General features: G+C 67.0%; 16 protein-coding genes. 3 read left to right on the top strand and 13 right to left on the bottom strand.

Features of this window, described 5'->3' with window-relative positions; translation table 11 throughout:
* Nucleotides 1–229 precede the first annotated feature (229 nt).
* A complete protein-coding gene (locus ACP7AX_RS11215; protein ID WP_426226526.1) occupies nucleotides 230–2233 on the bottom strand; it encodes a vWA domain-containing protein in 2004 nt (667 codons plus the stop codon).
* Nucleotides 2234–2258: 25 nt separating this feature from the next.
* Nucleotides 2259–3647, bottom strand: a complete 1389-nt coding sequence (locus ACP7AX_RS11210) for a sigma 54-interacting transcriptional regulator (RefSeq protein ID WP_426226525.1) — start codon at nucleotides 3645–3647, stop codon at nucleotides 2259–2261.
* A 69-nt stretch (nucleotides 3648–3716) separates the two neighbouring features.
* Here ACP7AX_RS11210 and ACP7AX_RS11205 point away from each other — a divergent pair, with 69 nt between their 5' ends.
* Nucleotides 3717–4379, top strand: a complete 663-nt coding sequence (locus ACP7AX_RS11205) for an MSMEG_4193 family putative phosphomutase (protein ID WP_426226524.1) — start codon at nucleotides 3717–3719, stop codon at nucleotides 4377–4379.
* Nucleotide 4380: 1 nt separating this feature from the next.
* Complete coding sequence (locus ACP7AX_RS11200; protein ID WP_426226523.1) at nucleotides 4381–4872, top strand: hypothetical protein; 492 nt, start codon at nucleotides 4381–4383, stop codon at nucleotides 4870–4872.
* 50 nt (nucleotides 4873–4922) lie between these two features.
* On the opposite strand, the gene ACP7AX_RS11195 is transcribed toward ACP7AX_RS11200, so the two are convergent.
* From ACP7AX_RS11195 to ACP7AX_RS11185, 3 genes are all read right to left on the bottom strand, one after another.
* On the bottom strand, nucleotides 4923–6761 hold the full coding sequence (locus tag ACP7AX_RS11195; protein WP_426226522.1) for a hypothetical protein: 1839 nt from the start codon (nucleotides 6759–6761) through the stop codon (nucleotides 4923–4925).
* A 154-nt stretch (nucleotides 6762–6915) separates the two neighbouring features.
* Entirely contained in the window at nucleotides 6916–7068 is a 153-nt protein-coding gene (locus tag ACP7AX_RS11190) for a hypothetical protein (RefSeq protein WP_426226521.1), read from the bottom strand.
* Between the two features lie 233 nt (nucleotides 7069–7301).
* A complete protein-coding gene (locus ACP7AX_RS11185; RefSeq protein WP_426226520.1) occupies nucleotides 7302–8531 on the bottom strand; it encodes an acyltransferase family protein in 1230 nt (409 codons plus the stop codon).
* A 205-nt stretch (nucleotides 8532–8736) separates the two neighbouring features.
* On the opposite strand from ACP7AX_RS11185, the gene ACP7AX_RS11180 reads away from it, so the two are divergent.
* Nucleotides 8737–9807, top strand: coding sequence for a quercetin 2,3-dioxygenase (locus ACP7AX_RS11180; protein WP_426226537.1), 1071 nt, complete (start codon nucleotides 8737–8739; stop codon nucleotides 9805–9807).
* Nucleotides 9808–9883: 76 nt separating this feature from the next.
* Here the strand turns inward: ACP7AX_RS11180 and ACP7AX_RS11175 are convergent, their stop codons facing one another.
* From ACP7AX_RS11175 to ACP7AX_RS11140, 8 genes are all read right to left on the bottom strand, one after another.
* On the bottom strand, nucleotides 9884–11122 hold the full coding sequence (locus tag ACP7AX_RS11175) for a DUF3500 domain-containing protein (RefSeq protein ID WP_426226519.1): 1239 nt from the start codon (nucleotides 11120–11122) through the stop codon (nucleotides 9884–9886).
* Nucleotides 11100–12857, bottom strand: a complete 1758-nt coding sequence (locus tag ACP7AX_RS11170) for an FAD-dependent monooxygenase (protein ID WP_426226518.1) — start codon at nucleotides 12855–12857, stop codon at nucleotides 11100–11102. The genes ACP7AX_RS11175 and ACP7AX_RS11170 overlap by 23 nt, the downstream gene beginning before the upstream one ends.
* Nucleotides 12857–13714 (bottom strand): fumarylacetoacetate hydrolase family protein, encoded by an 858-nt coding sequence (locus ACP7AX_RS11165; protein ID WP_426226517.1) that lies wholly within the window; start codon nucleotides 13712–13714, stop codon nucleotides 12857–12859. Before ACP7AX_RS11165 ends, ACP7AX_RS11170 begins: the two co-directional genes overlap by 1 nt.
* A gap of 98 nt (nucleotides 13715–13812) precedes the next feature.
* Nucleotides 13813–14679: an alpha/beta hydrolase fold domain-containing protein gene (locus tag ACP7AX_RS11160; protein ID WP_426226516.1), complete on the bottom strand. Its 867-nt coding sequence runs from the start codon at nucleotides 14677–14679 to the stop codon at nucleotides 13813–13815.
* A gap of 97 nt (nucleotides 14680–14776) precedes the next feature.
* A complete protein-coding gene (locus tag ACP7AX_RS11155; protein WP_426226515.1) occupies nucleotides 14777–15754 on the bottom strand; it encodes an alpha/beta hydrolase in 978 nt (325 codons plus the stop codon).
* Nucleotides 15751–18426: a glycoside hydrolase family 78 protein gene (locus ACP7AX_RS11150; RefSeq protein ID WP_426226514.1), complete on the bottom strand. Its 2676-nt coding sequence runs from the start codon at nucleotides 18424–18426 to the stop codon at nucleotides 15751–15753. Before ACP7AX_RS11150 ends, ACP7AX_RS11155 begins: the two co-directional genes overlap by 4 nt.
* Nucleotides 18423–19406: an alpha/beta hydrolase fold domain-containing protein gene (locus ACP7AX_RS11145; protein ID WP_426226513.1), complete on the bottom strand. Its 984-nt coding sequence runs from the start codon at nucleotides 19404–19406 to the stop codon at nucleotides 18423–18425. Before ACP7AX_RS11145 ends, ACP7AX_RS11150 begins: the two co-directional genes overlap by 4 nt.
* Nucleotides 19403–22084: a family 78 glycoside hydrolase catalytic domain gene (locus ACP7AX_RS11140; RefSeq protein ID WP_426226512.1), complete on the bottom strand. Its 2682-nt coding sequence runs from the start codon at nucleotides 22082–22084 to the stop codon at nucleotides 19403–19405. The genes ACP7AX_RS11145 and ACP7AX_RS11140 overlap by 4 nt, the downstream gene beginning before the upstream one ends.
* Nucleotide 22085 lies beyond the last annotated feature (1 nt).

The raw sequence follows: 22085 nt of genomic DNA, 5'->3' as shown, positions 1-22085 counted from the left end.
GACCACCCACCAGGCTGGATCTCACCCACCGGCAGACACTACGCCACCGAAGAACCCGACTGGGAACCACCACAACTGCCAGCACAGTGGACAAGTGAGTTGTCGGAGGACCCGCCATGGCCTTCTGCGCTTACGCCCACGGCTCCGCTCGAGGAGCCTTGGTTGGAATGGGATGTCTGGCAGTTGTCGTAGTCAGCGCGCTGAGCTTCAAGCCTCAGAGGCTAGGAGGCTAGGAGGCCCAATCGTCCTCGTCGAAAGCACGTCCGCGGAAGTGCGCCCTGAGGTACTCCCCCACAACGGCGGCCCCCAGGTCTCCGGCGTCGGGCGCGACCACGCGGCCGTCCACCCTTCGGGCCATCCGCTGGACGAACCGCTCGAGGCCGGGGTCGCCGCCCAGCCGGAAGAAAGTCACCTGGGCACCCGCCCGTCCCAGGCGGTCGAGCTCGGTGATGGTGAGGCGGATGGTCTCGGGGTCCGGCGGGTAATCGAACCAGGTTTCCCCCTCTGGCAGCAGGTGCGCCGTGGGTTCGCCGTCGGTGACCACCAGAAGGACAGGCTGCATGGCCGGGTGCTGGCGGAAGAAGCGTTTGGCCAGCAGCAGGCCGTGATGCAGGTTTGTCCCCTGCTCGCGGCGCGAGGGCAGCGCCGTGAGTTCGCCGATGTCCATGGACCGGGCGTACCGGCCGAACGCGATCATCTGCAGGCGGTCCCCGCGGAAGCGGGTGGAGATGAGGTGGTGCAGGGCGAGAGCCATGCGCTTCATGGGCACCCACCGCCCTTCCGCGGCCATCGAGTAAGAGATGTCGACGAGCAGGACGACGGCGGCTTGGGTATGGGCCTCTGTTTCGCTTACCTCGATATCGTCCACCTGCAAGCGAAGCCCCCGGGCAGGGTCACCGCCGTCGGCGGCGGTGCGGCTGATGGCGTTGGTCATGGTGCGGGTGACGTCCCACGGTTCGGCATCCCCGAACTGCCACTGCCGGCTGGAGCCGGTCAGCTCGCCGGCGGCTCCGGCCACCCGCGTCTCCCGCCGCCCCTGACGGCCTGACAGCTGCTTGGCGGTGTCACGCAACAGTGACTTTCCGATCCGCCGCATGGCCTGAGGGGAGAGCCGCAGATCGCCGTCGGCCCCCCGGCGGAGGTAGCCGCCCTCCTGCATGGCCCGCTCGATGTCCGCGAGGGTCCGTGCCGTCACGGCGGCATTCTGCCCAAGCTGGCGGGCCAGGGCGTCCAGGTCAAGATCGTCCAGACGCGAGCCGTTGTAGGACTGGGACAGCTGTTCGGAGAGCTCATCGAGTTCGGCGACGTCCTGAAGCACCCCCGTCCCGTCGCCGAGCCCGAGGCCGTCCTGGCCTTCGAAGCGTTCGGAGCCGGTCCAGTCCTCGCCGGGCCGCAGCGCGCGCAGGGTGTCGTCCAGTTGGGCGAGCTGGGCCATGAGTTCGGGCGAGCCGAAGGCCTGGGCGGACAGCTGCATCAGTTCCCCGCGCTGTTCGGGCGACATCGATTGGAGGAGCCGCTGGGCCGCGGCGGCTCGCTGGGCGAGGGCATCGATCAGCTCCTCAACGGACTGGGGATTCTCCGGGAAGAACTGGCCGTGCCTGGCCATGAACTCCTGGAAGTCCGCGTCAGTGTCTTCGCCGCGCCGGTGTTTCCCGAGGAGCCCGTTGAGGTCGCGCAGCATCTCGTTGACGGCGGCCCTGTCCTCCTCGGTGGCGTTCTCGAGGGCCTGTTTCATGCCGGCGAAGCGCTGGTCGAGTACCTCACGGCCCAGCAAATCCTTGATGCGCTCATAGGCTTCCCGCGCCGAGGTGGACTGCCAATCGTAGGAGGCGAGTTCGTTCACAGCGGCCGCCGTGGACTGCGGCAGGTTCTGCAGCTGCATCTCCCGGAAGGCACGGTCGGTGTTGTCCATCAGGGCGTCGCGGGCCAGCTGCTTGCGTTCCTCCAGTACGGCCGTGTCCAGGAGCTTTTTCACCTCGTTGAGGGTGCCGTCCAGGTTGTGCCGGCCCAGCAGATCCTTCCGGCGCTGCTGGACCCGACGGGCGAGATCGTCCAGCCCCTCCCGGTTGCGGCCGCCGCGGCGCAGGAACTCCTGCAGGGCGTGCCGGGGGGAATAGCCGGCCATCACGTCCTCGGCGACTGCGTCTAGTGCTTCAGCGAGGTCAACCGGCGGGGCAAGCGGATCCGGCCCACCCGTGTACCGGCCGTACCTGGCCCGGTTGTGCCCGCTCATCAGCGCTACCCCTGTCCTCGTCCGGCTAACCGTAGATGGTTTCCTCGTCGTCGGACTCCTTGGAGATCCGCCGGGCAAGGTAGAGCCCTTCCAGGGCAAGTTCGATGGCCGCGGCCCGCTGCCCGTCGTTCTTAGCGTCCAGGCGTCCGCTGATTTCGTCGTAGAGGCCCGATCCGTTGAGCGACGGGAGTCCTTCCAGGAATTCGCGCGCGGTGACGTGCTCCCCGGTGGTCACTGTCCGGTGCCCGTCTAGGGCAGCCACGAGCGGACCCAGGTCCAGGCCCTGGTAGTGCGCCCGCACCGCCTCGGCCGTTGCTGTGCGCAGGAGGTGGTCAAGGACGGCCTGCTCACGCCCCTCCTCCCCTGATTCGAACTCGATCTTTCCGCTCAGGACGTCCACCGCAGTCTCCAGGTCGATGATCCGCGCAACAGCCTCATCCTCCCCGCGGACGCTTGCCCGGCGGAGGGCTGCAGCGGCCACCGTTTCGGCGCCCGCAATCGCGAACCGCGCCGAGACGCCGGAGGTCTGGTTGATGGCCGGGGACTCCCGCAGCGCGCGGGTGTAGCGGGCCAGGATCTCGAGGATGACCGGCGGGACATCAGCCACCAGCCGGCCCTCCTGCTGGATCACGGAGACCTCGTCATCGAGTTCGATCGGGTAGTGGGTGCGGATCTCGGCGCCGAAGCGGTCCTTCAGGGGCGTGATGATCCGGCCGCGGTTGGTGTAGTCCTCAGGGTTGGCGGACGCGACAACAAGCACGTCCAGCGGCAGCCGCAGAACATACCCGCGGATCTGGATATCGCGTTCCTCCATCACGTTCAGCATCGAAACCTGGATCCGTTCGGCGAGGTCCGGGAGTTCGTTGATGGCGATGATGCCCCGGTTCGAGCGCGGGACCAGGCCATAGTGGATGGTTTCCGGGTCACCGAGACGGCGGCCCTCAGCCACGCGCATGGGATCGACGTCGCCGATCAGGTCGGCCACTGATGTGTCCGGGGTGGCGAGCTTCTCGACGTACCGTTCGGAGCGGTGCCGCCACGCCACCCGCAGCCGGTCGCCGTCGGTGAGGGCACGGGCACGGGAGTGCTCGGTGATGGGTTCGTAGGGGTGTTCGTTCAGCTCGGAGTCCTCGATCACCGGGGACCATTCATCGAGCAGCCCCACCATGGTGCGCAGGAGCCTGGTCTTGCCCTGGCCCCGCTCGCCGAGCAGGACGACGTCGTGGCCGGCAATCAGGGCGCGCTCAAGCTGGGGAAGGACTGTCCTGCTGAAACCAAAGATCCCTGGCCACGGATCGCGGCCGGCTGCCAGCGCGGCGAGCAGGTTGTCACGGATTTCATGGCGCAGGTCTTTGTGGACGTGGCCGGAGGCACGCAGTTCACCAACAGTGAAGATATCGGGGCGATCAGTCACCCTTCTACGGTAGCCCGAGCCCGCGGGGAATCGAGCGGCTTTCCAAAATTCCCTTACGCTGGATTTCTGATGACTGCAGCAACGCCGGCCGAACTCGAGTCGATACCCCCGAGCACGCTCCTCCTTCTGGTGCGCCACGGGGAAACACCCACCACGGGCCAGGTGCTGCCCGGAAGGGCGCCGGGACTGCACCTCTCCGACCGGGGCCGGGACCAGGCCGAACGGGTGGCGGAACGGCTCACAGGCCTTGCGGTGACTGCCATCTACTCCTCACCGCTGGAACGGACGCGCGAGACGGCGGAGCCCGCAGCGATCCGCACGGGACTGAAGGTCTTCGTAGAGGCGGGCTTGGTTGAGTGCGATTTTGGCGACTGGACCGGCGCCCGGCTGGCGGACCTGTCAGGATTACCGGAGTGGCGTACCGCTCAGCAGAGCCCGTCCGCTTTCCGGTTCCCGAACGGAGAGAGCTTCACGCAGATGCAGGAACGGATCGTTGGAGCGCTGGAGGTGGTGCGGGCAGCCCACACCGGGGGCGTCATCGTCTGCTTTTCCCATGCCGATCCGATCAAGGCCGCCGTCGCCCATGCCCTGGGCACCCCATTGGACCTCTTCCAGCGGATCTTCATCAGCCCGGGCTCGGTATCGGCCATCTCGTACATCGACGGCCAGGCGCCGGCGGTGCTGACAGTAAATTCGACCACCGAGCCCCTGAGCGGGCTGAGGGCCACGTGACATGGGTCAGCCTGCACCGGGACGGCAACTGACACTGCTCGCCGAGGGCCGGGTGGAGCTGCTCGGACGCATTCCGCGCAGCAGCAACGAGACATTCCTCGCTGAGGTGACTGCCGCCGTCGGGAAGTCCCTTGCGGTCTACAAACCGGAGGCCGGCGAACGGCCGCTTTCCGATTTCGAACCCGGACTGTTCCGGCGCGAACGCGCTGCCTACCTGCTGAGCGAACACCTGGGGTGGGGCATTGACCATGGGCTGTGTTTCTCGGCGCCCTTCAAACTGCGGACGGTGATCTGGGACTTCGCCGGCGAACCCATCCCTGCCGCCCTGCTCGAGGACATCACTCCCCTGACAGCTGACGTGCCGGCCGAAATGGCCGAGCTGCTGGATGACGCGGAGGTGGCAGCCCTGAAACGCCGGGTGCAGCGTGTGCTCCACGACGGCGTGCTGCCGATGGACCACACCGGCCGGCGCTACCCGTGGCCGCTCGTGTGAGCAGGCGCGGTGAAGATGCTGGCCGTGCTGTGGTCAGCGGGAGGGACCCATCAGCTGGGTGCCGGAAAACGCACGACGCGGGCGGACCAGGGTCCGAGGGTCAACTTCCCTTCTGCGGGGCCGACGCCGTCGGTGGCAGCAAAGTCAACGTTGGATCCCGCTTCCCGCCCAAATGCCTTGCATTCAACGAGCGCGGCGCTTATCCCGGCGGGCAGTTGGAAATCGATGTCCACAGCGGTACCGGAGAGGTTGGCGGCGAAGACCAGCAGGGCAACCGACGACTGCACGGGGTAGAGCGTGACCGGGGAACTGCGCCCTGGCACTGCAGCACCGACGTCAACTGACAGCACTTCACTCCCCCGGACTGCGGCGAGCTCCCTGAGGAGTTCGCCTGCAGGATCCACCCGGCCGGCGTCGTCGCAGATGCCGGTCGGGCCGGACGCGTCGAAGTAGCTGACGGACGCCACGCCGTCCACCGTCAGCGCGCTGATGCTGGCCAGCAGCCAAGCTGCCGTGAAGGGCAGGTGCTGGAGTTCGTCTGCTTCCGGCTCCGCCGCTTCGCCTGGTGTGGTTACGGCGTTACGACGCGGCAGGAGGGTGACCGGGCCCACGTGGACCGGCCGCCCACTACCGAGCCTCAAAGCACTCTCGGCGACGAGCCTCTGCATGGGAACGTTGTCGATGATGTGGGCTGTTTCAGTGCTGTGCACCTGCGGCGTGATGCTGAATGTGAGGCCATCGGAGTCCGACGGGAGGCGGCGGCTGCTCCGGTTCAGTTCCGTGAAGTGGGACCGTGAACCGGCCAGGAGGCTGCCGCGGAACCCAGCGGCGCGTGCCGCATCCTTGACCTCCTGCCAGCTCCCCGGCTCGGTAAGTTCCGTGCCGGAATCGAATATCGCCAGCCGCTTGGCCCTGGGCAGGAAAGACGCAAGGTCCGCCACGGCGGTGACGGGGTTCGCTGTGGTTGCACGGATGTCGATGCCGGCCCCATGGACAGCAGCGGCGGCAGCCACCGCCTGCAGCTGGGCTGCCCAGCCGGACCGGGAAGCCTCTCCCGGAACATCCGCCAACTCCACCACGAGGGCGTCCAGTCCGGGGATTTCAGGAAGCACCCCGGGGTTTGCTCCGGCACGCATTGCCAGGGCGGGAACGTGTCCCGCAACATTGCCGAACCGGGCGCGTACCTGCTGCGATGTACCGAAACCGGGCAAGGCCAGACCCGCGGCTGCTTCGACAGCCTCCTGGGGTTCGAAGGACGCAGCTTCAAGGAATATTGACTGGCGGACGGCGTCCCCTTCGGCGACGTCAACAGGAATGGGCCGTTCCAGCGGTGTGCTGTAGGTCTTGAACGACGCATCGGTCCAGTTGCGCTGGTCTTCGGTTTCAAAGACGTCGCCGGTGAACTCCAGCCGAAAGGCCGTCCCGGCGTCGGCCCATTCCAAGGCCGAGATGTCCACAAAGGGCTGGTGCGGACTGATCTCGCGGGGGAACTGCGATGCTGTGATGCTGCCGTCTGAGTGCTCCACGGTGACGTCCCGCCCGGCGTCGGCGGGCGGATGGAGCACCACCAGGCCAATACGGTTGCTTTGGAACGAGTTCGCTGCAGTGCCTTCGAAAGCGACCTCAACCGTTGCCGGGGTGAAGCGGGCCGCCAGGAGCCCTATATACTCCACGCCAAAGCCCGAATATCTGACGGTCCACTGGACATGAAGTCCGTCAGCAGCCTGGGTGACTTCCACGTTGGATACGGATGGCCGCGGTGTCCGCCAGTCCTGGTTACGGACCACGGCCTTCACCGCACGCAGGACCGGACGGCCCCCATAGCAAAGGCGGGCAAGTTCGTCGCCGACAAGCAGGGCAGTCCAGGGTCCCGCGGACAGTGGCTGCACGGGAGGAGCGAGCCTAGACTGGACGGATGAGGATGGTTCCGGCTGTTGGGTGGAGGGCTGGAAAGACACTGGACTGCTCTCTGCTCTGGCACGGATACCCGGCGCGGCTTGTGCGATTGACCGACTGGTGAAGCGCACCGATCGTCTAAGGAGCCTACTGCGACGCGTCGAATCCGGCGAGCAGCCGCCGTGATGCGGTCCGCATGTGCGAACCCATGGTTTTGGCGACCGCTTCGGCGTCATGCGCCTCGAGGCCATAAAAAATTTTCCCGGTGCTCCTTGAGGGCCGGTCCACCCAGATCCGCAACAGCGACCGGATGCTTTGCCATGACCGCGACCCTCAACGACCTTTCAGCATTGTGGAGGCGGACGATCTCTTCCACCGGGAAATTGCGAAAGCTCGGGGAACCAGGTGCTGCAGGAACTGCTGCGTGATTGCCAAGATGCTCAAGCTGAACGTCAAGCGCTAAAGCCCTGGGATGGCCCGCTTCGTTGCGTTCATCGTGCACCGGGCTCTCCGCGCTAACCCGGGCCTTCCATTCAGAGGACCTTGGCCAGCCCGGGCACCCGCTTGATCAGGAGCCAGCCCAAGGCGAACGAACCTGCAACTCCCCCGAGGGCGACCACCACGGCCTTGACCCCGGCCGGCACAGGGACAGGCCGGAGTGCCAGGGCAAGGCCGATCAGAACCGGGCCCTGGACCAGGAACGCGGCGTAGGAACTGCGCCGCAGGGCAGGACCCCAGCGGCCGAACCGTCCGTGGTGCTGTGGTCCGGGGTGCTGTTGGGCTGCGCCGAGGATCCACACTGGTCCGAAGACGGAAAGGATGCTCTCAACTCCGGCGAAAATGAGGGCAGGCCAGTTCCAGCCGCCCAGCATGTCCTGGATCGCCTCTCCTGTGTACGCGAGGAACAGGAGCCCCGGTGCCGCCCCGGCTGCAGCGAGCGTCAGGTTACGGCAGGCCCGGCGGAGTCCGTCCGGGACTTTCACCTGCCACTCCCAGCCCGAAGCGGCGATGCCCAAGCCGAAGAGGGCCACGCAGGCGGGCCATTCCCACGGGTTGAGATCGGTCACCGTCTCTGTCCCGAAGGGGTAGGCCAGGCGGACCAAAAAAGAGGCTGCAGCTACGGCGGCGGCGAGCAGCAATAGGTGGACGAATCGAGGCCCGCTGCTCAGGTTCTGCCTCTCAATCCGCAGCGTCCGCACCCCCGGCGGTCGCCGTCGTCGTTGGCTGTACGACTCAGCAGCCAGATTTAGCGCCGCGTAAACCAGGGAGAAGATCAGCAGCACCCCGACGAACCAAATCGGACCGGCGTCGAGGTAACCTTCGTCACTGAGGAACTCTTCCCAGTAACTGCCGGGCGCCTCTCCGAGCGGGTGGTACAGCGAATACATCAGCAGCGGCCAGAGAACCAGGGTGAATGCGGCGAACGGAACTCCCAGCCGGAGCAGGCGGTCACGGACAAATTGCCGGGTCCCTTTGCGCTGCACGGACGGCGCCGCCAGCAGGCCTGCCACCAGGAACAGCAAGGCGATCATGAACAACGCGAACGGCCCAATGAACGCCAGCAGTACGAACTCCGTGACCGGCTCAAGCACCGTTTCCTGGACATCGGCGTAGGACCAGTACTGATCAAATCCCGCGTAGCCCAGAACACCGTGGATGGCGATGATCGCCGCGATCAGGATGACCTTGAGATCGTCCAGATAAATGAACCGCATTGGTTGGCCAGGAGTCTGCTCAGGGGCCGGCGGATGTCTCCTGCCCATGGCGCGATGTTATGGCTCGGGGTTCATCCGGTTCAGGGCCGGAGGACCCGTACGTTTTGCGGCCGGTCCCGGGAGTAACCGGACGCGCGGAAGCAAATCGCTCGAGGCTTCCAACCAATGAAATACCGGCTCACCATAAGCCGGAGGATCCGCCATGCTGATTCGCAGGACCCGTTTCGGGCGAAGCACAGGAAAGAAGGAACCGATGTCCCTCAGCGTTGAGGAAATGAACCAACAGCTGCCCGTGGCCAATGCCCTGCCGGGCGAGGCCGTTCCCTACTACATGGCCTCCGGGGAGGGCGCCCGCTACGAGGTCAACGGCCAACTGGTGACCGTGATTGCCCGCGCAGCCGACACCGGTGGGATCTTCAGCGCCGCCTACATCTCCGGCGGCATGGGGGCAGAATCGCCGTTCGTCACCCACAGGATCGAGCACAAAACCCTTTACGTTTTCGACGGCATCCTCCATGTCTGGCTGCCGGGTGAAAGCCGCATCCTCACCCCGGGCGATTCGGTGGTCATCCCGCCGGGTACGCCCCACGCCTACCGGATGGCCAGCCACTACACGCGCTTCCTGAACTGGATGACCCCCGGCGGAGCGGAGGCCTACTACGAACGCGTGGGCACCCCGATCGATTCGCATGTGCCGCCCGTCCGTGCCGGCCACACTGCCGGCCTCCAGGAGCAGGCGGAGGTGGGTGCCGAGTTCGGGATCACGTTCCCGGACGTTGAGCGGGTCACCCCCACGTTCAAGCACGACGCCGGCCTGCCGCCAAAGCAGAGCCCGTACTTCCTCAGCGCCGGAGAAGGCGAACGCCTGGCAAGCTACCAGACCATGTTCACCTACCTCTCCCGGCCAGCGAACACGGGCTCGAACTACTTTGCCGTTCACACCAAAGGCGCCAAGTCCCCGTACATCCCGCTGCACTTCCACTCCGAGCACACGGAGAACTTCCTGTGCACCGAGGGCCGGATGTGGCTGTATGCCAACGGCCGCGAGATGCTGCTGACCAAGGGCGACTTTGTCCACGCTCCCGCCGGCACCATCCACTCGTTCGCTTTTGACTCCCACAACACCCAGATGGTTGGCTTCCTGACGCCGTCGGTCTTCAACGGGTTCTTCGAGTACTTCAACAAGCCCACCGAGGATTACATGTACACCGAAGGCGGCACACCGTACATGGACATGGAAGGCTTCGGCAGGGCGCAGGCCGAGATGGACCTCACCGTGGTGGGACCCCCGCCGCAGCGGCGCACCGCCCTGGAAATCTCCTAGCGCTTCCAAGAACACAGAATGGCCCGGACTTCGAAAAGGAAGTCCGGGCCATTCGCTTTAAGACCAACGCGTTGGTTTAGGAGGACGGGTACTGCTTAACCAAAGCGCGGCCGTAATCGTTGCCGTTGGGCGTCCGCACCACGGTGTGCATGTGGAACGGTGCCGGGGTGTCGTTGTCGAGGAAGACGCCGGTGTGGTGATCGAGTTCCAGGATGACCACGGGGCTTTGGATGCGGAAGTAGAAAGGCTCCTCACCCTGCCAGCCACCGATCCACGAGAACCACGTTTCGGCGTAATGCTCCTGGATTTCGCGGCGGCGTGCGGCGCGTGGACCGGCGGGCAGGTACGCGATGGAGTCCTCCACCACCTTGTCCAGGAAAGCCACTGCTTCTGCAGGCATCGAACTGACGGGAATACCTTCGTAGGGAATGACACGGTTGTCCTGGAAGCAGCCGGCCAGGTGCCGTTCGTCCCCCGGATGCATCCGCCCCGCAGGCATGCCCGGGTCCTGCATGTGCTCGTACACCACAGCGTCCCGGCGCAGGGAGTCCGGCAGCGCCGCCATCAGCCCACGGGCCCACTGGATGCGCTCCTTGAACACCTTCACACCCTGGTGTGGTCCGGCGTCGATGATGTCCGGCTCGGCGCCCAGGAAAACCGGTGTGACCACCAGCTGCGTCCCGGCCACCAGGCAGTTGAGGGCAACATGGTGCCCGAACAGCTGCCAGCCCCACGGTTCCGTCTCTGAAGGGACGCCGTATAGGGCAAAGTTGTAGCTGTACTCGTTCATCAGCAGCGGCAGGTCAACGAGGTCACCGAGGAAGCCATTGATCCGCATCAGGTTCCGGGCCAGCGCGTAACCCTCCGGGCTCAGGCTCGCTTCCACCACGGCAAATGCGGCGTCGCGGAGAGCTGGATCCAGCTCGTCCAGGCGCAGCCCGGTATCGTGCTGCATGAATTCCGGGTTGGCCCAGCTTTGCCACTCAGGCGCGCCAACAACGTAGCTCAGGCGGCTGACCTGTTCCAGCGAGGCAAGGGCCAGCAGCTTTTCGGCGGAGGCAACCATGTCCGGCGTCGGCGCCTCCTCTCCGGGGCGGGCCCCGGTGAGCGGGAACAGGCCTTCGCGGACCACGCCGTCGCTGGTCACCCCGGTGAAGGGTTGGGGGTAGAGCTTCTTCCAGCCCTCAATCATGGGCCCGGCAAAAGGATCGTCCTTGGCCGCCTCAGCGTAGGACCGAGCGTCCAGACCGCGGATGGCCGCTACCCGGGGGTGGTCCGGCTGAAACAGGTGATCACGAAACGACGGCGCTGACATGGCTGCTCTCCTGGATCTTCAAGGTTTCGGTACCGGACGGTTCGTTCCGGCTTCCGCCGGCCGCGACGAACAGCGCGTGGGCGGCAGCCCCTGCCGAACTCCCCCGCCAGGCCACGTGCTGGTCCGGGCGGACCAGCACGGCTTCGGCGGCCCACAGATCAGCCATCGGCACGCCGTTTCTGTCCGGCCCCACAGCTTCGACCGTCAGCGGAATCCGCTGTCCGGCTGCGGCAGCCACCACGGCTGCATAACGGTCTTCGACGGCGGCACCCGCCAGGGCGCCGGCATCCACCAGCAGAGTGAAGCCGTCCCCCAAAACGTCGTAGACCGACGTCGGGCCCTCCAGCCACGCGTGCGGCAGCAGGGCGCCGGGGCTGGCAGAAGGGATGTAGCGGATGGGGTCCTCGGCGGGAACCGGGGAACCGTCCGGCACCACTGCCGGGGATGCCGCGTAGCTGTAGCCAAGGACCAGCCCGAGGGAATCGAACTCGCTGCGTTTCACCGCAAGCGCCTCGTGGGCCCGCTCGCGCGCGGCTACTCCGTCCGCACCCGCCAACTCGAGGGCCGGATCGGCGAAGTGGTAGGCCAGGGCTTTGCCGTTGGCGGCGGCATCGTTGATGGTGCGCTCGGCCACGGGGCGGCGTTCCAGCTCATAGCTGTCCAGCAGCCCGGGGCCGGCCCAGCCGTCAAGGGCTGCTGCGATTTTCCAGGCGAGGTTGGCGGCGTCGCCGATGCAGGTGTTGAAGCCGTGGCCACCCCAGGGCGGGTTCTGGTGCGCGGCGTCGCCCACCAGGAACACGCCGTCGTGCCCGTACGAGGGGGCGAGGAGCATGCGTGCCGTCCACGGATCGGTGGCGATGACGTCAACTTCGACGTCGGCCCCCACCAGAGAGCGGACGAGGGCCACGGGATCAAGGTCCGGCGAGCCGTCGTCGTGGGCATCAACGCCCTGGATGATGGCCCACCACGTTTGGTCCAGGTCCATCCTGCCCACCATTCCCGCCGCACCGGGACCGAGGACCCAGTACTGGACGGCCGGGTCGAGGCTGATGGTGGCGGCGAGGTCGGCGGACCGGAAAAGAATGCTGATGTTGGACAGTGCCGCGGAACCGCCCTCAAGCCGCAGCCCCAGGCCGCGCCGGACGGTGGAGGAAATGCCGTCAGCCCCGGCCAGGAACGTGCAATCCACAGTCCGGCGGGCACCCGCGGCATCTGCGACGGTTACGTGATGGACGGCGCCCTGAGCGGCCCCTGGACTGGCAGCGGCGTAGCCTTCCACGTGCAGGCCGGTCAGCAGGGTGGCGTACTCAGAGGCTGCCACGGCGTCGCGAAGAACGGTTTCCAGGACAGGCTGGGGCACTTGCTGCCCGCATTCGGGCTGCGGTTCGTAGCGGCCGGTTTCGAGCTGGAAGGCGTTTTCAAAACGGCGGACTTCGTGGCCGGTCAGGGACGTGCAGAAGATGATGTCCTGCGCGAACCCCACCGGCAGCGGCGCCGCGTCACGCAGTGCCGTTGCCAAGCCAAGGCGCCGCAGGTGGGTCATGGTGCGGGCGTTGGTGGTCTTGGCACGCGGCCGGTCCGGATCGATGGCGATGCGGGGCTCAATGACGGTGCTGCGGATCCCCCGTTGGGCCAGATCCAGGGCCAGGAACAGTCCGCTGGGTCCGCCTCCCGAGATCAGGACCGGGATGTCCGCGGGCAGGTCCGCCAGGCCGGCATCATTGACGGCAGCCATCAGGCCCTCGCCCGGAGTGAAGGTTCGCCGATGGGGGTCACCAGGGTACCCAGCCGCTCAATCTCGACCTCCACTGTGTCCCCTGCCTGCAGGAGCCATTGCGGGGTCCGTGCGTAGCCGACACCGTCGGGGGTGCCGGTGGCGATGACGTCGCCCGGGTGGAGTGTCAAGGTTTCGCTGATCAGGGAAATGATGGCCGGCACGGAGAAGATCATGTCCCGGGTGTTGCCGTTCTGGACCTCGGTGCCGTTGACGCGCGTCCGGACCTGGAGTCCATCGCGGAGGTCACCCACTTCGTCGCGACTGACCAGGGGGCCGAGCGGCCCGGTGAAGTCGCCGTTCTTGCCCAGCGTCCATTGGGATGTCAGCTTCTGGGCGCGCCTGGCCGTGAGGTCGTTGAAGGTTGAGTAGCCGAAGACGGAGTCCGCGGCAGTAGCCTCGTCTGCAGACTCCACGCGCCTGCCGATGTAGGCGGCAACTTCGCCTTCCCAGTCCAGGCCGGCTTCCCCGCCCGGGACGGGAACGGGGACCTGGCCGACAGAGAGCGAGGCCGTCCAGCGGCCGAACAGGGTGGGATAGGGCGGAAGATCCTGGTCCTTGAAGCTGCCTTCCGCTGCGTGCGCCTTGTAGTTGAGGCCTACGCAGATCACCCGGGCAGACACCGGTACCAGCGGCACTTCTGTGACGTCCGCCTTCTCGCGGCCTGCTGCTGCGTCCAAGACCAGCGCCGCCGCCTTGTCCTGCCAGCCGGCCGCGTCGGCCCAGAAATCCGTCACCGGCGCCAGGGGGAAAACCCGGGTGCCGTTGAGGGCCGCAACCCAGGTGTCGCCGTCGTGGTTAATGCCTATGTACTGCATGAGGGGCCTTTCAGGTTCGCCCGGGGGCGGTTATCGGTAGGAGGGCACGGCAATGAGACCCTTGGCGGGCTGTGCCGAAGCGGGGTGGAGCAGAAGAACTACGGGAGGCCGGATTGGCGCAGGAAGAACGACACCGTGGCGGCCAGCGCCTTTTCAGCCGCGGCTGAACTCCCGTCGGGCAGGGACCACATATGGTCTGCGCCTTCGATGATGAGGAGTTCGACGTCGGCGCCTGAGTCCTGCAGTTTTGCCGCCAATGATTCGGATTGGGCCGCCGGAACGAAGCGGTCTGCTGTGCCGTGGATCAGGAGGAACGGCGGGGCCGCCGGGCCCCCGGCTTTGGCGACGTAGCTGATGGGGCTTGCCGCGGCGGCTAACTCCGGGTTGCCGGCCAGCGGCGCACCGATCAGCAGTTCCTCGCGGGAGCCTGGATCGCTGGGCCGCGAGACTGCGTTGGGCAGCGCCTGCTCCGCCATGGAGTCCAGGTCGGTGGGCGGGTACCACGCGGCGACTGCGGCGACGCTGTTGTGGCGCACGCCGGTGAGGCCCACCAGGCTGGCGAGGTGTCCGCCTGCGGAGTCACCCCACGCGTAAATCTTCGCGGGATCGACCCCGTACTCGGCAGCGTGGCTTCGTAGCCATTCCACGGCCGCCTGCGCGTCGTGCAGCTGGGCCGGGAAATGTGCTTCCGAACTCAGCCGGTAGTCAGCGGAGGCAACCACAAAGCCGGCCTCCGTAAGCACGTCGAACGGAGTCAGGCCAAAGCCGTCACACACCGGCCCCAGGGAGGACCGCTCCCCCATCCGCCAGCCGCCGCCATGGAAGTGCACGACGGCGGGACGCAGCTTCTCCTGCGCGGAAGGCAGGTACGCGGTCGGCAGGTAGAGGTCCAGCAGGAGCGGACGGGAGTCGTCGCTGCCGGGGCGGGCGAACTCCACGCCCTTTAACACGCGACCTTCCGTCATCGTTGACTCCCTTTGTGTCTTGTACCGGATCCTCGATGTCCCGGCGTGTTAGTCCAGACTGTCGGATCCGCGGCCGGACCTGAACAGCATATTCCAATCATTGAAACGGCTTCGCCGCCGACAGTTCCGTTGCCAGGAAGGACAAGCCCTGCTGGACTACGGCCATGGCCGCCGAGTGGTTGAGGTAGCCGTGGGTGGCACCGCTCTCCACCCGGTATTCCACAGGGATTCCTGCGTGGCGGAGGCTGTCCGAGTAGAGCTCGGCGGAGGGGCGCAGATCATCATATTCCGCGGCCAGGATGGCAGCGGGCGGCAGCCCGGACGGGTCCGCGTTGCCCGGCACGGCGTAGGAGGAGGCCATGGCCACCGGACCGCCAATATAGTTCTCCAGCATGGCGCGGCAGTCATCAGCGCTGAACCGCAGGATGCGGGGAAGGGCGGACAGAACTCCGGAAGGGTCGTCCACGGGAGGCGGCACTGCGTGCAGGAGCGGGTAAGCCAGGAGCATCTTGGCCGGCAGCGGTCGCCCGACGTCGTTCAGGTACATCACCGCTCCCACCGCCAGGTTCGCACCGGCGCTGGCCCCGCCGATGCACAGCTTCTCCGGAAGCACACCAAAGTCCCGCGCATTCGCTGCCGCCCACAGCCAGCCTGCAAGAGCATCTTCATGGGGTATAGGGAAGTGCACCCCGTCCCGCGCCAGGCGGTAGTCCACCGAGAACACGACGCCGCCGGTCCGCTCCACCAGTTCGCGCGCCAACTGGTCGGCCTCGCGCATGTCCAGCTCGCCGCCGGCGAAACCGCCGCCGTGCAGCCATACGAGGCCGGGGACGCCGCCGTCGGACGCCCCCGGCTGCAACGCACTGCCGGAACCATAGACCCGCATGGGCACGGGCCCGTTGGGTCCCGGCGCACTGATCTCCAGGACCGGGACGTCGGGTGGCAAATACGGCAACCCTCCGCCGCTGAAGGCCTCCAGCCGGGCGGAGCCGGACGGATCAGCGAGCAGCTCAGCGAAGGAGCCCGCTCCCGCCACATGCCCCATCACATCCGCCAACTCCGGAGCCAGGGTCATGGCTGAAGCACCGGCTCAGGCTTACCGCGGACGGCACCTGCCGGGCCCTCAAGGCCGTCAGCACCGGCAGCGGCGCCATCCTCAGCCGGCCGGAAGGCACAAGAGAAGGAATGGGTCCCGGATGCAACCTCCACCGCATCGGAACCGTCCGGCAGGGTTACCGTGGCGGTGCTGCCCGCCGGGACGGTCACGTCCAGGGTGAAGTCCTGCCCGGCCAGCTCCCAACGCACCGAGGCCACACCGTAGGGGGTCTCGTGCCGCGCTTCGGCCCAGTCCAGGTTGCCGCCCGGCCGCGGCCTGACCAGGAGTTTGCGGTAGCCCGGTTCAGCAGGGGCGAGCCCGGCAATGCTGCGGTGCATCCAGTCGGCCACGGCACCGAGGGCGTAGTGGTTGAAGGACGTCATCTCGCCCTCGTTGATGCTGCCGTCCGGAAGCATGGAGTCCCAGCGTTCCCAGATGGTGGTGGCACCCATGGTCACCGGGTAGAGCCAGGACGGGCATTCGGTCTGGAGCAACAGGCGGTAGGCCGCGTTCGTGTAGCCGTGATCGGTCAGTGCGTCGCAGACCAGCGGGGTCCCCACGAAGCCGGTGGCGATCCTGTAGCTGTCGTCCTCAACCGCTGCAGCCAGCCCCGCCGCGGCCACGGCCTCCTCCCCGCGCTCCAGCAGCCCGAAGGTCAGCGCCACGGCGTAAGCCGTCTGGGTGGGCGGGTTCAGCCTGCCGCCGTCGGCAACGTAGCGCTCGCGGAACACGGCGGCGGCCAGTTGTGAGAGCCTGAGCAGGCCAGCGGAATCCTCCCCCAGCAGCTCCGCGGACTCTGCGGCAATCCGGGACGAGTAGGCGAGGTACGCCTGCGCAACGAGCTGCCACGGAGTCCGGGCATCACCCGGCTTGTCCGGCGCCGCGGCGGGGTCCAGCCAGTCACCGAACTGGAACCCGTGTTCAAACCTGAGCTCCGGGCCGGCAGCCTGGGCCGCGGCGTCCAGCCACGCCTTCATTCCGGGAAGCTGACGGCGCAGGAACTCCAGATCACCACTGCGCTGGTACATCACCCAGGGAACCAGGACGGCGGCGTCACCCCACGCGGCCATGACCGGGCGGTCCGGGAACGGCGGCTTCTCGGCCACCACTTCAGGAACCACCAGGGGCGGCGGACCATCGGTTCCCTGCTCCGCAGCCATGTCCTTGAGCCAGGACGTCGTGAATCCCGGAATCCTGTAGAGGAAGGACGCGGTGGCCGCGAAGATCTGGAAATCGCCGGTCCAGCCCAGACGCTCGTTGCGCTGCGGACAATCGGTGGGCACGTCCACGAAGTTGCCGCGCATCCCCCACACCACGTTGGAATGCAGCTGGTTCAGCATCGGATCGGAGCACTCAAACGTGCCGGTGCGCACCACGTCTGAATGGATCACGACGGCGGTGAAGGCTTCCGGGTCAACGTCGCCGGGCCAGCCACTCACCTCCACGTAACGGAAACCGTGGATAGTGAACTCCGGCTCCCAGGTCTCGCCGTCCGCAGCACCGTTAAGAACATAGACGTCCGTCTGTTTGGCTTCGCGGAGCGGCCGGACTCCCAGTTCCCCGTGCTCCAGGACTTCGGCGTGCCGCAGCGTCACCTCCGTGCCGGCGGGTCCCTTGACCGTGATCCGGACCCGGCCCACCAGGTTCTGCCCGAAGTCCAGAATGGTCTTCCCGGACGGCGAGGCCAGCACGGCAGCAACAGCCCGCTCCTCCGTGGCGCGGACCGGCGGACCGTCGGGGGCCACGAGCACCGCCGCGTCAAAGGACTCGATTTCAACAGGATGCAACCCGGAAGAATCGTCCTGGCCCGAGCCGGCCCAGCCGTCATCCTCCAGCCGGGCGTCGTACGTTTCTCCGACGTAAAGGTCTGCGGCCACAATCGGGCTGCGGCCGGCCAACCACTCACTGTCCGTTCCGAGGACGGTGACGGTGCCGCCGTCGCTGGTCAATTCGAGCTGCGCGAGCACCGCGGTGCGGTGGTGGTAGGTGTTGCGTTTGCCTTGGAAGCCCAGGTAGCCGCGCCACCAGCCGTCGGCGACCTCCAGGCCGATGACGTTGGTTCCCGGCTTCAGGTGGTCGGTGACGTCGTAGGTCTGGTAGCGCAGGCGGTGGTGGTAGCTGGTCCAGCCGGGCGCCAGGATGTCGCGGCCTACGCGCCGTCCGTTGATCGAGGCCACATAGACGCCGTGGGCGCTGGCGTAGAGGCGCGCCGAGGCCACCGGGCCGGTGACTTCGAATGTCCGGCTCAGGCGGGCCGCCGGTTCGATAGATTCGCTGGCCTCGTCCCAGGCAGGCCGGATCATGGAAGCCTGCCAGTCCTCGGGGCTCAGGAGTCCGGCCTCCACGTAGGCGACAGGGCTCCACGCGGAGGGACCGTCGTCGTCCGTTCCCCAGACCCGAACGCGGGCGGCGACACGCTGCCGGCTGGCCAGCGGCGGCGCGGGCCACTCCTGCAGGAGCTGTTCGGCCGAGCCGGTCCTGCCGTAGCTGACCAACTGCGTTTCGTCGGGGCCAAGTTCCAGCTCGTAGGCAGCCTGGACCCAGCCGTCTGTGTCAGTGGTGACCTGCCAGGACAGCCGCGGCCGGTCCTCGCCGATGCCGAAGGGCTCCTCGTGGTGTTCGAAGCGGAGGGCTGAGGGGGTAGTGGTCATCGGGTAGCTCCAGAAGTGGGGTTGAGTTCGCGGGTGAAGTACTCGACGGTGGTGCGGAGTATCCCGTCCAGCTGATCCTCGGCGAAGAAGAAGCAGTGGTCCCCGCTTTCGATGGCGATCAGGTCATTGCGCACACCGGCGGACGTCAGGGCGTCGGACAGAAGTTCACTCTGCGACAGCGGGACCAGGCCGTCGCTGTCGCCGTGGATCAGCAGGAACGGAGGCGCCCCGGCAGTGACGTAGCCCAGGGGGCTGGCGGCTGCCAGCAGGGCGGGATCGGCGGTTCCGCCCACCAGCATGGATCCCGGTTCCATGGACATGCCCGGCGGAACGGCGGCCACCAAGGGGCCTGACATCAGGCCGGGTGGCGTATCCATGGGCGGCATGTCCGGGAGGGAGGACACTCCGTAGAAGTCGACCACGGCGCTGACGGCGCTCGACTGCCCTTGAACACCCAGGCCGCCCTCGAGGTCCGCGCGGTCGCCCGTGACGCCGAGTAAAGCTGCCAGATGCCCGCCGGCGGATTCGCCCCACGCTCCGATCCGTTCCGGGTCAATGCCCAAGGCCCCGGCGTGGCCGCGAAGGTAGCGGACCGCGGCTTTGATGTCGTGCAGCTGGGCCGGGAAGGGCGCTTCGAGGGCGTGCCGGTAATCCACCGTGGCGCACGCAATGCCTGCCTCGTTCAGCAGACGGAACACGGAATCCGGAGCGAACGTGGGCGGCAGTTCGCGGCGGTCGCCCAGCTGGAAGGCTCCGCCGTGGATCCACACCACCAGCGGCGCCGGGGCGGTGGCCTGCCGCGGCAGCCAGATGTCCATGGCCAGCCGGCGGAAGCCGACGGCGATCGCGTAGCTGACTTCGCGGTGCACCAGCGAGTGCGCGGATACTTCCTCGGGGTCGCGCAGCCGTCCGAAGGCCGGAAACGGCGGCGGCGCCGGCATGCGCCGCGGGCTGTCCGTGGTGGTGGTCTCCGGTGTCATAGCGCACTCCTTGCAAGGTCGGAAGATGTTGTTGCCCCGGCGGCCGGGGCGGCGTCGGTGAAGGTATGGGTGCCAGGCCCGACGGCGGTGGCTGGCTCACCGGGCAACCTGACGTCCGCAGCGGTGCCGGGCGGCACGGTGACGGTGAGCGTCAGCCCGCCGTCGGCGGATATCCATTCAGCGTGGATGAGGCCCTGCGGGCCCTGGTGCGAGGTGCTGGCGGACGTCAGCCCGGCACCGGGGCGGGGTTCGATGATGATGTCCTGCCAGCCTGCGCTGCCGGGGGCCTGACGCAGACCGGCCGTGTAGCGGTGCAGGAAGGAGACCACGGCACCCTTGCTGTAATGGTTGAGCGATTGATGCGCCGATCCGTCTGCGGCGATGCCGTCCCAGGCTTCCCACATGGTGGTGGCACCGCGGTCCACCATCACCAGCCACGAGGGCTCCGAGTCCTGCATCAGCAGTTCGTAGGCCAGGTCCGGATAGCCGTTATCGGCGAGGACCGGCAGCAGGTATGGCGTCGACAGGAAGCCGGTCCCCAGATGGGTGCCCGCGTCCCTGACCAGGACCGCGAGCTGGTCTGCGACGCAGGCACGCTTGGCGTCCGGAACGAGGCCGAAAGCCAGGGCGCGGACGCAGTTGGCCTGCGTCCCGCCGCCGACCGTTCCATCCGGCAGCAGGTATTCCCGCTGCCAGGCGCGGCGGACGTTTTCCGAGAGTTCAGCAAGTTCCAGGGCCGCCGCATCTTTGCCCAGGATGGCGGCCACCGTGGCAAGGATGGCGGCGGAATGCCGGTAGTAGGCCGTGGCCACAATGCCGTTGTCCGCGGATTTGGCGGCGAAAAGGTCCGGCGCGGGTCCACCCGGTTCCATCCATTCCCCAAAGTGGAAGCCGGTGTCCCAGAGGTACTGCTCGTGCGGGGCAGGCGTGGCGCACGCTGCAGCCCTGGCCGGGTGCCGGTTCCCTTCCGCGGTGCCGCGGACGAACCCGAGCCACCGGTTCATGGCTTCCCAGTTTTCTTCAAGGATTGTGGCGTCGCCGGTGGCAAGGTAAATCTCCCAGGGCACCATGATGATGGCGTCTCCCCAGCCCGACGAGCCGTTGGTGAAGGCCATGAAGTCGGCGCTGATGACATCGGGTCCGGGTGAAGGTGAGATGTTGGCGACCACCCCGTTCTCCCACTGGTCGGCCCGGACGTCGTTGAGCCATTTCCGGGTAAAGCCTGCCACGTCGAAGAGGTACGCGGCAGTGGGCACAAACAGTTGCCAGTCGCCGGTCCAGCCGGCTTTTTCGCGCTGCGGGCAGTCGGTGGGGACCTCGCAGGCGTTGTCCCGGAAGCTCCACTCAACGATCTCGTGCAGTTTGTTCAGCCGGGTGTCGCTGCAGCTGAAGGTACCCAGGCGTTCGAGATCGGTCTGGACCATGCAGCCCACGATGTTTGCGGAAAGCAGGTCTTCTGCCAGGCCCTGGACGGAGACATACTGGAACCCGTGGGCCGTGTGGCGCGGTTCGAAGACCTCACCGGCGGCGGCGGACGCGGTGACCGAATCCACCTGCCCCGCCGCGAGGAACTGTCCGGGGTTTCTGAAGTCGATGGGGCGCAGGTGGTCCTGGCTGACGTCGCCATCGGAGCCCAGGGCCTCGCCATAGATCAGTGTGACCTTCTGGCCCGGGGCGCCGAGCCGGGACAGCCTGACCCAGCCGTTGATGTTCTGGCCGAGGTCCACCACCTGGTTGCCGTTGGGGAGGCGCGTGATACTGACGGGGTTCAGCTCCTCCACAATCCGGGTGGGCGGAGCAACGGGACCGGTAAGGGTAGCGAAACTGCCTTCCCGCAGAACGGCGTGGCCGTGGGCACCTGAATCACTCAGGCGCCGGAAGTCCACCTGCTGGCCGGCCATCAGATCCGCGGCGGCAATCTCCGTTGGAGACACCAGCCACGATTCGTTGGTGCCGATGACGCTCCGCACTCCCGCCGACTCAAGTTCCACCTGCACCAGGAGCGCAGTCTGCATTCCGTACATATCGACGTCGCGCGTGAACCCGAACGTGCCGCGGAACCAGCCATCGGTGAGGACTGCCCGGACGGTGTTGGTGCCAGCGCGGAGCAGGGCGGTGATATCGAATGCCTGCACCTGCAAGGTGGTGTGGTAGCTCGTGGAGCCGGGGGTCAGCTCCTGGTCCCCCACGCGCTGGCCGTTGATGAACAACTCATAGATGCCGTGCGCGGTGGCATAGGCCCGGGCGGACTCCGGAGCGGCGTCGAGGGTGAAGTCGCGGTGCAGGGCGTAGCCAGGGCGCTCCGCCGGCGCGGGGACCACTGCTTCTGTGGGACCGACCCATTTCGCGGACCAGTCTTCTGGGTGGAGGAGTCCGATCTCCACAACCATCTGCTCAGACCAGCCGGACGCCTGCTCGGTGCCACAGGCGTCAACGTTCCACGTCCTGACTGTCCATTCAAAGCGGTTCCGTGACCCAAGGTCCGGCCCGGCGTAAGGGACGTGGCTGTGGGCAGCCGACTCCACCCGGCCGGTGTCCCAGCCGTTGCTGGCGGTCAGCTGGTACGCAGTCTGCCGGACGGTTCCCTGCGGCGGCGTCCAGCTTAACCGCGGGGCGGGGTTGGTGATGCCGAAGGCGTGGCGCAGGTGGTCAGTTCGAAGGCGGGTGGGCTTGTTCAAG

The organism is Pseudarthrobacter sp. DSP2-3-2b1, from assembly GCF_049895945.1.
In the GTDB taxonomy this organism is placed as follows: Bacteria; Actinomycetota; Actinomycetes; order Actinomycetales; family Micrococcaceae; genus Arthrobacter.
The sequence above is the reverse complement of the archived record's forward strand: the minus strand, read 5'-3'. Positions and strand labels throughout refer to the sequence as shown.

Excerpts from the sequence above, each read along its gene's own strand:
- ACP7AX_RS11215 (WP_426226526.1), bottom strand. The coding sequence starts at position 2,233 with ATGAGCGGGCACAACCGGGCCAGGTACGGCCGGTACACGGGTGGGCCG.
- ACP7AX_RS11205 (WP_426226524.1), top strand. The coding sequence starts at position 3,717 with ATGACTGCAGCAACGCCGGCCGAACTCGAGTCGATACCCCCGAGCACG.
- ACP7AX_RS11200 (WP_426226523.1), top strand. The coding sequence starts at position 4,381 with ATGGGTCAGCCTGCACCGGGACGGCAACTGACACTGCTCGCCGAGGGC.
- ACP7AX_RS11185 (WP_426226520.1), bottom strand. The coding sequence starts at position 8,531 with ATGGGCAGGAGACATCCGCCGGCCCCTGAGCAGACTCCTGGCCAACCA.
- ACP7AX_RS11180 (WP_426226537.1), top strand. The coding sequence starts at position 8,737 with ATGTCCCTCAGCGTTGAGGAAATGAACCAACAGCTGCCCGTGGCCAAT.
- ACP7AX_RS11175 (WP_426226519.1), bottom strand. The coding sequence starts at position 11,122 with ATGTCAGCGCCGTCGTTTCGTGATCACCTGTTTCAGCCGGACCACCCC.
- ACP7AX_RS11170 (WP_426226518.1), bottom strand. The coding sequence starts at position 12,857 with ATGGCTGCCGTCAATGATGCCGGCCTGGCGGACCTGCCCGCGGACATC.
- ACP7AX_RS11165 (WP_426226517.1), bottom strand. The coding sequence starts at position 13,714 with ATGCAGTACATAGGCATTAACCACGACGGCGACACCTGGGTTGCGGCC.
- ACP7AX_RS11160 (WP_426226516.1), bottom strand. The coding sequence starts at position 14,679 with ATGACGGAAGGTCGCGTGTTAAAGGGCGTGGAGTTCGCCCGCCCCGGC.
- ACP7AX_RS11155 (WP_426226515.1), bottom strand. The coding sequence starts at position 15,754 with ATGACCCTGGCTCCGGAGTTGGCGGATGTGATGGGGCATGTGGCGGGA.
- ACP7AX_RS11150 (WP_426226514.1), bottom strand. The coding sequence starts at position 18,426 with ATGACCACTACCCCCTCAGCCCTCCGCTTCGAACACCACGAGGAGCCC.
- ACP7AX_RS11145 (WP_426226513.1), bottom strand. The coding sequence starts at position 19,406 with ATGACACCGGAGACCACCACCACGGACAGCCCGCGGCGCATGCCGGCG.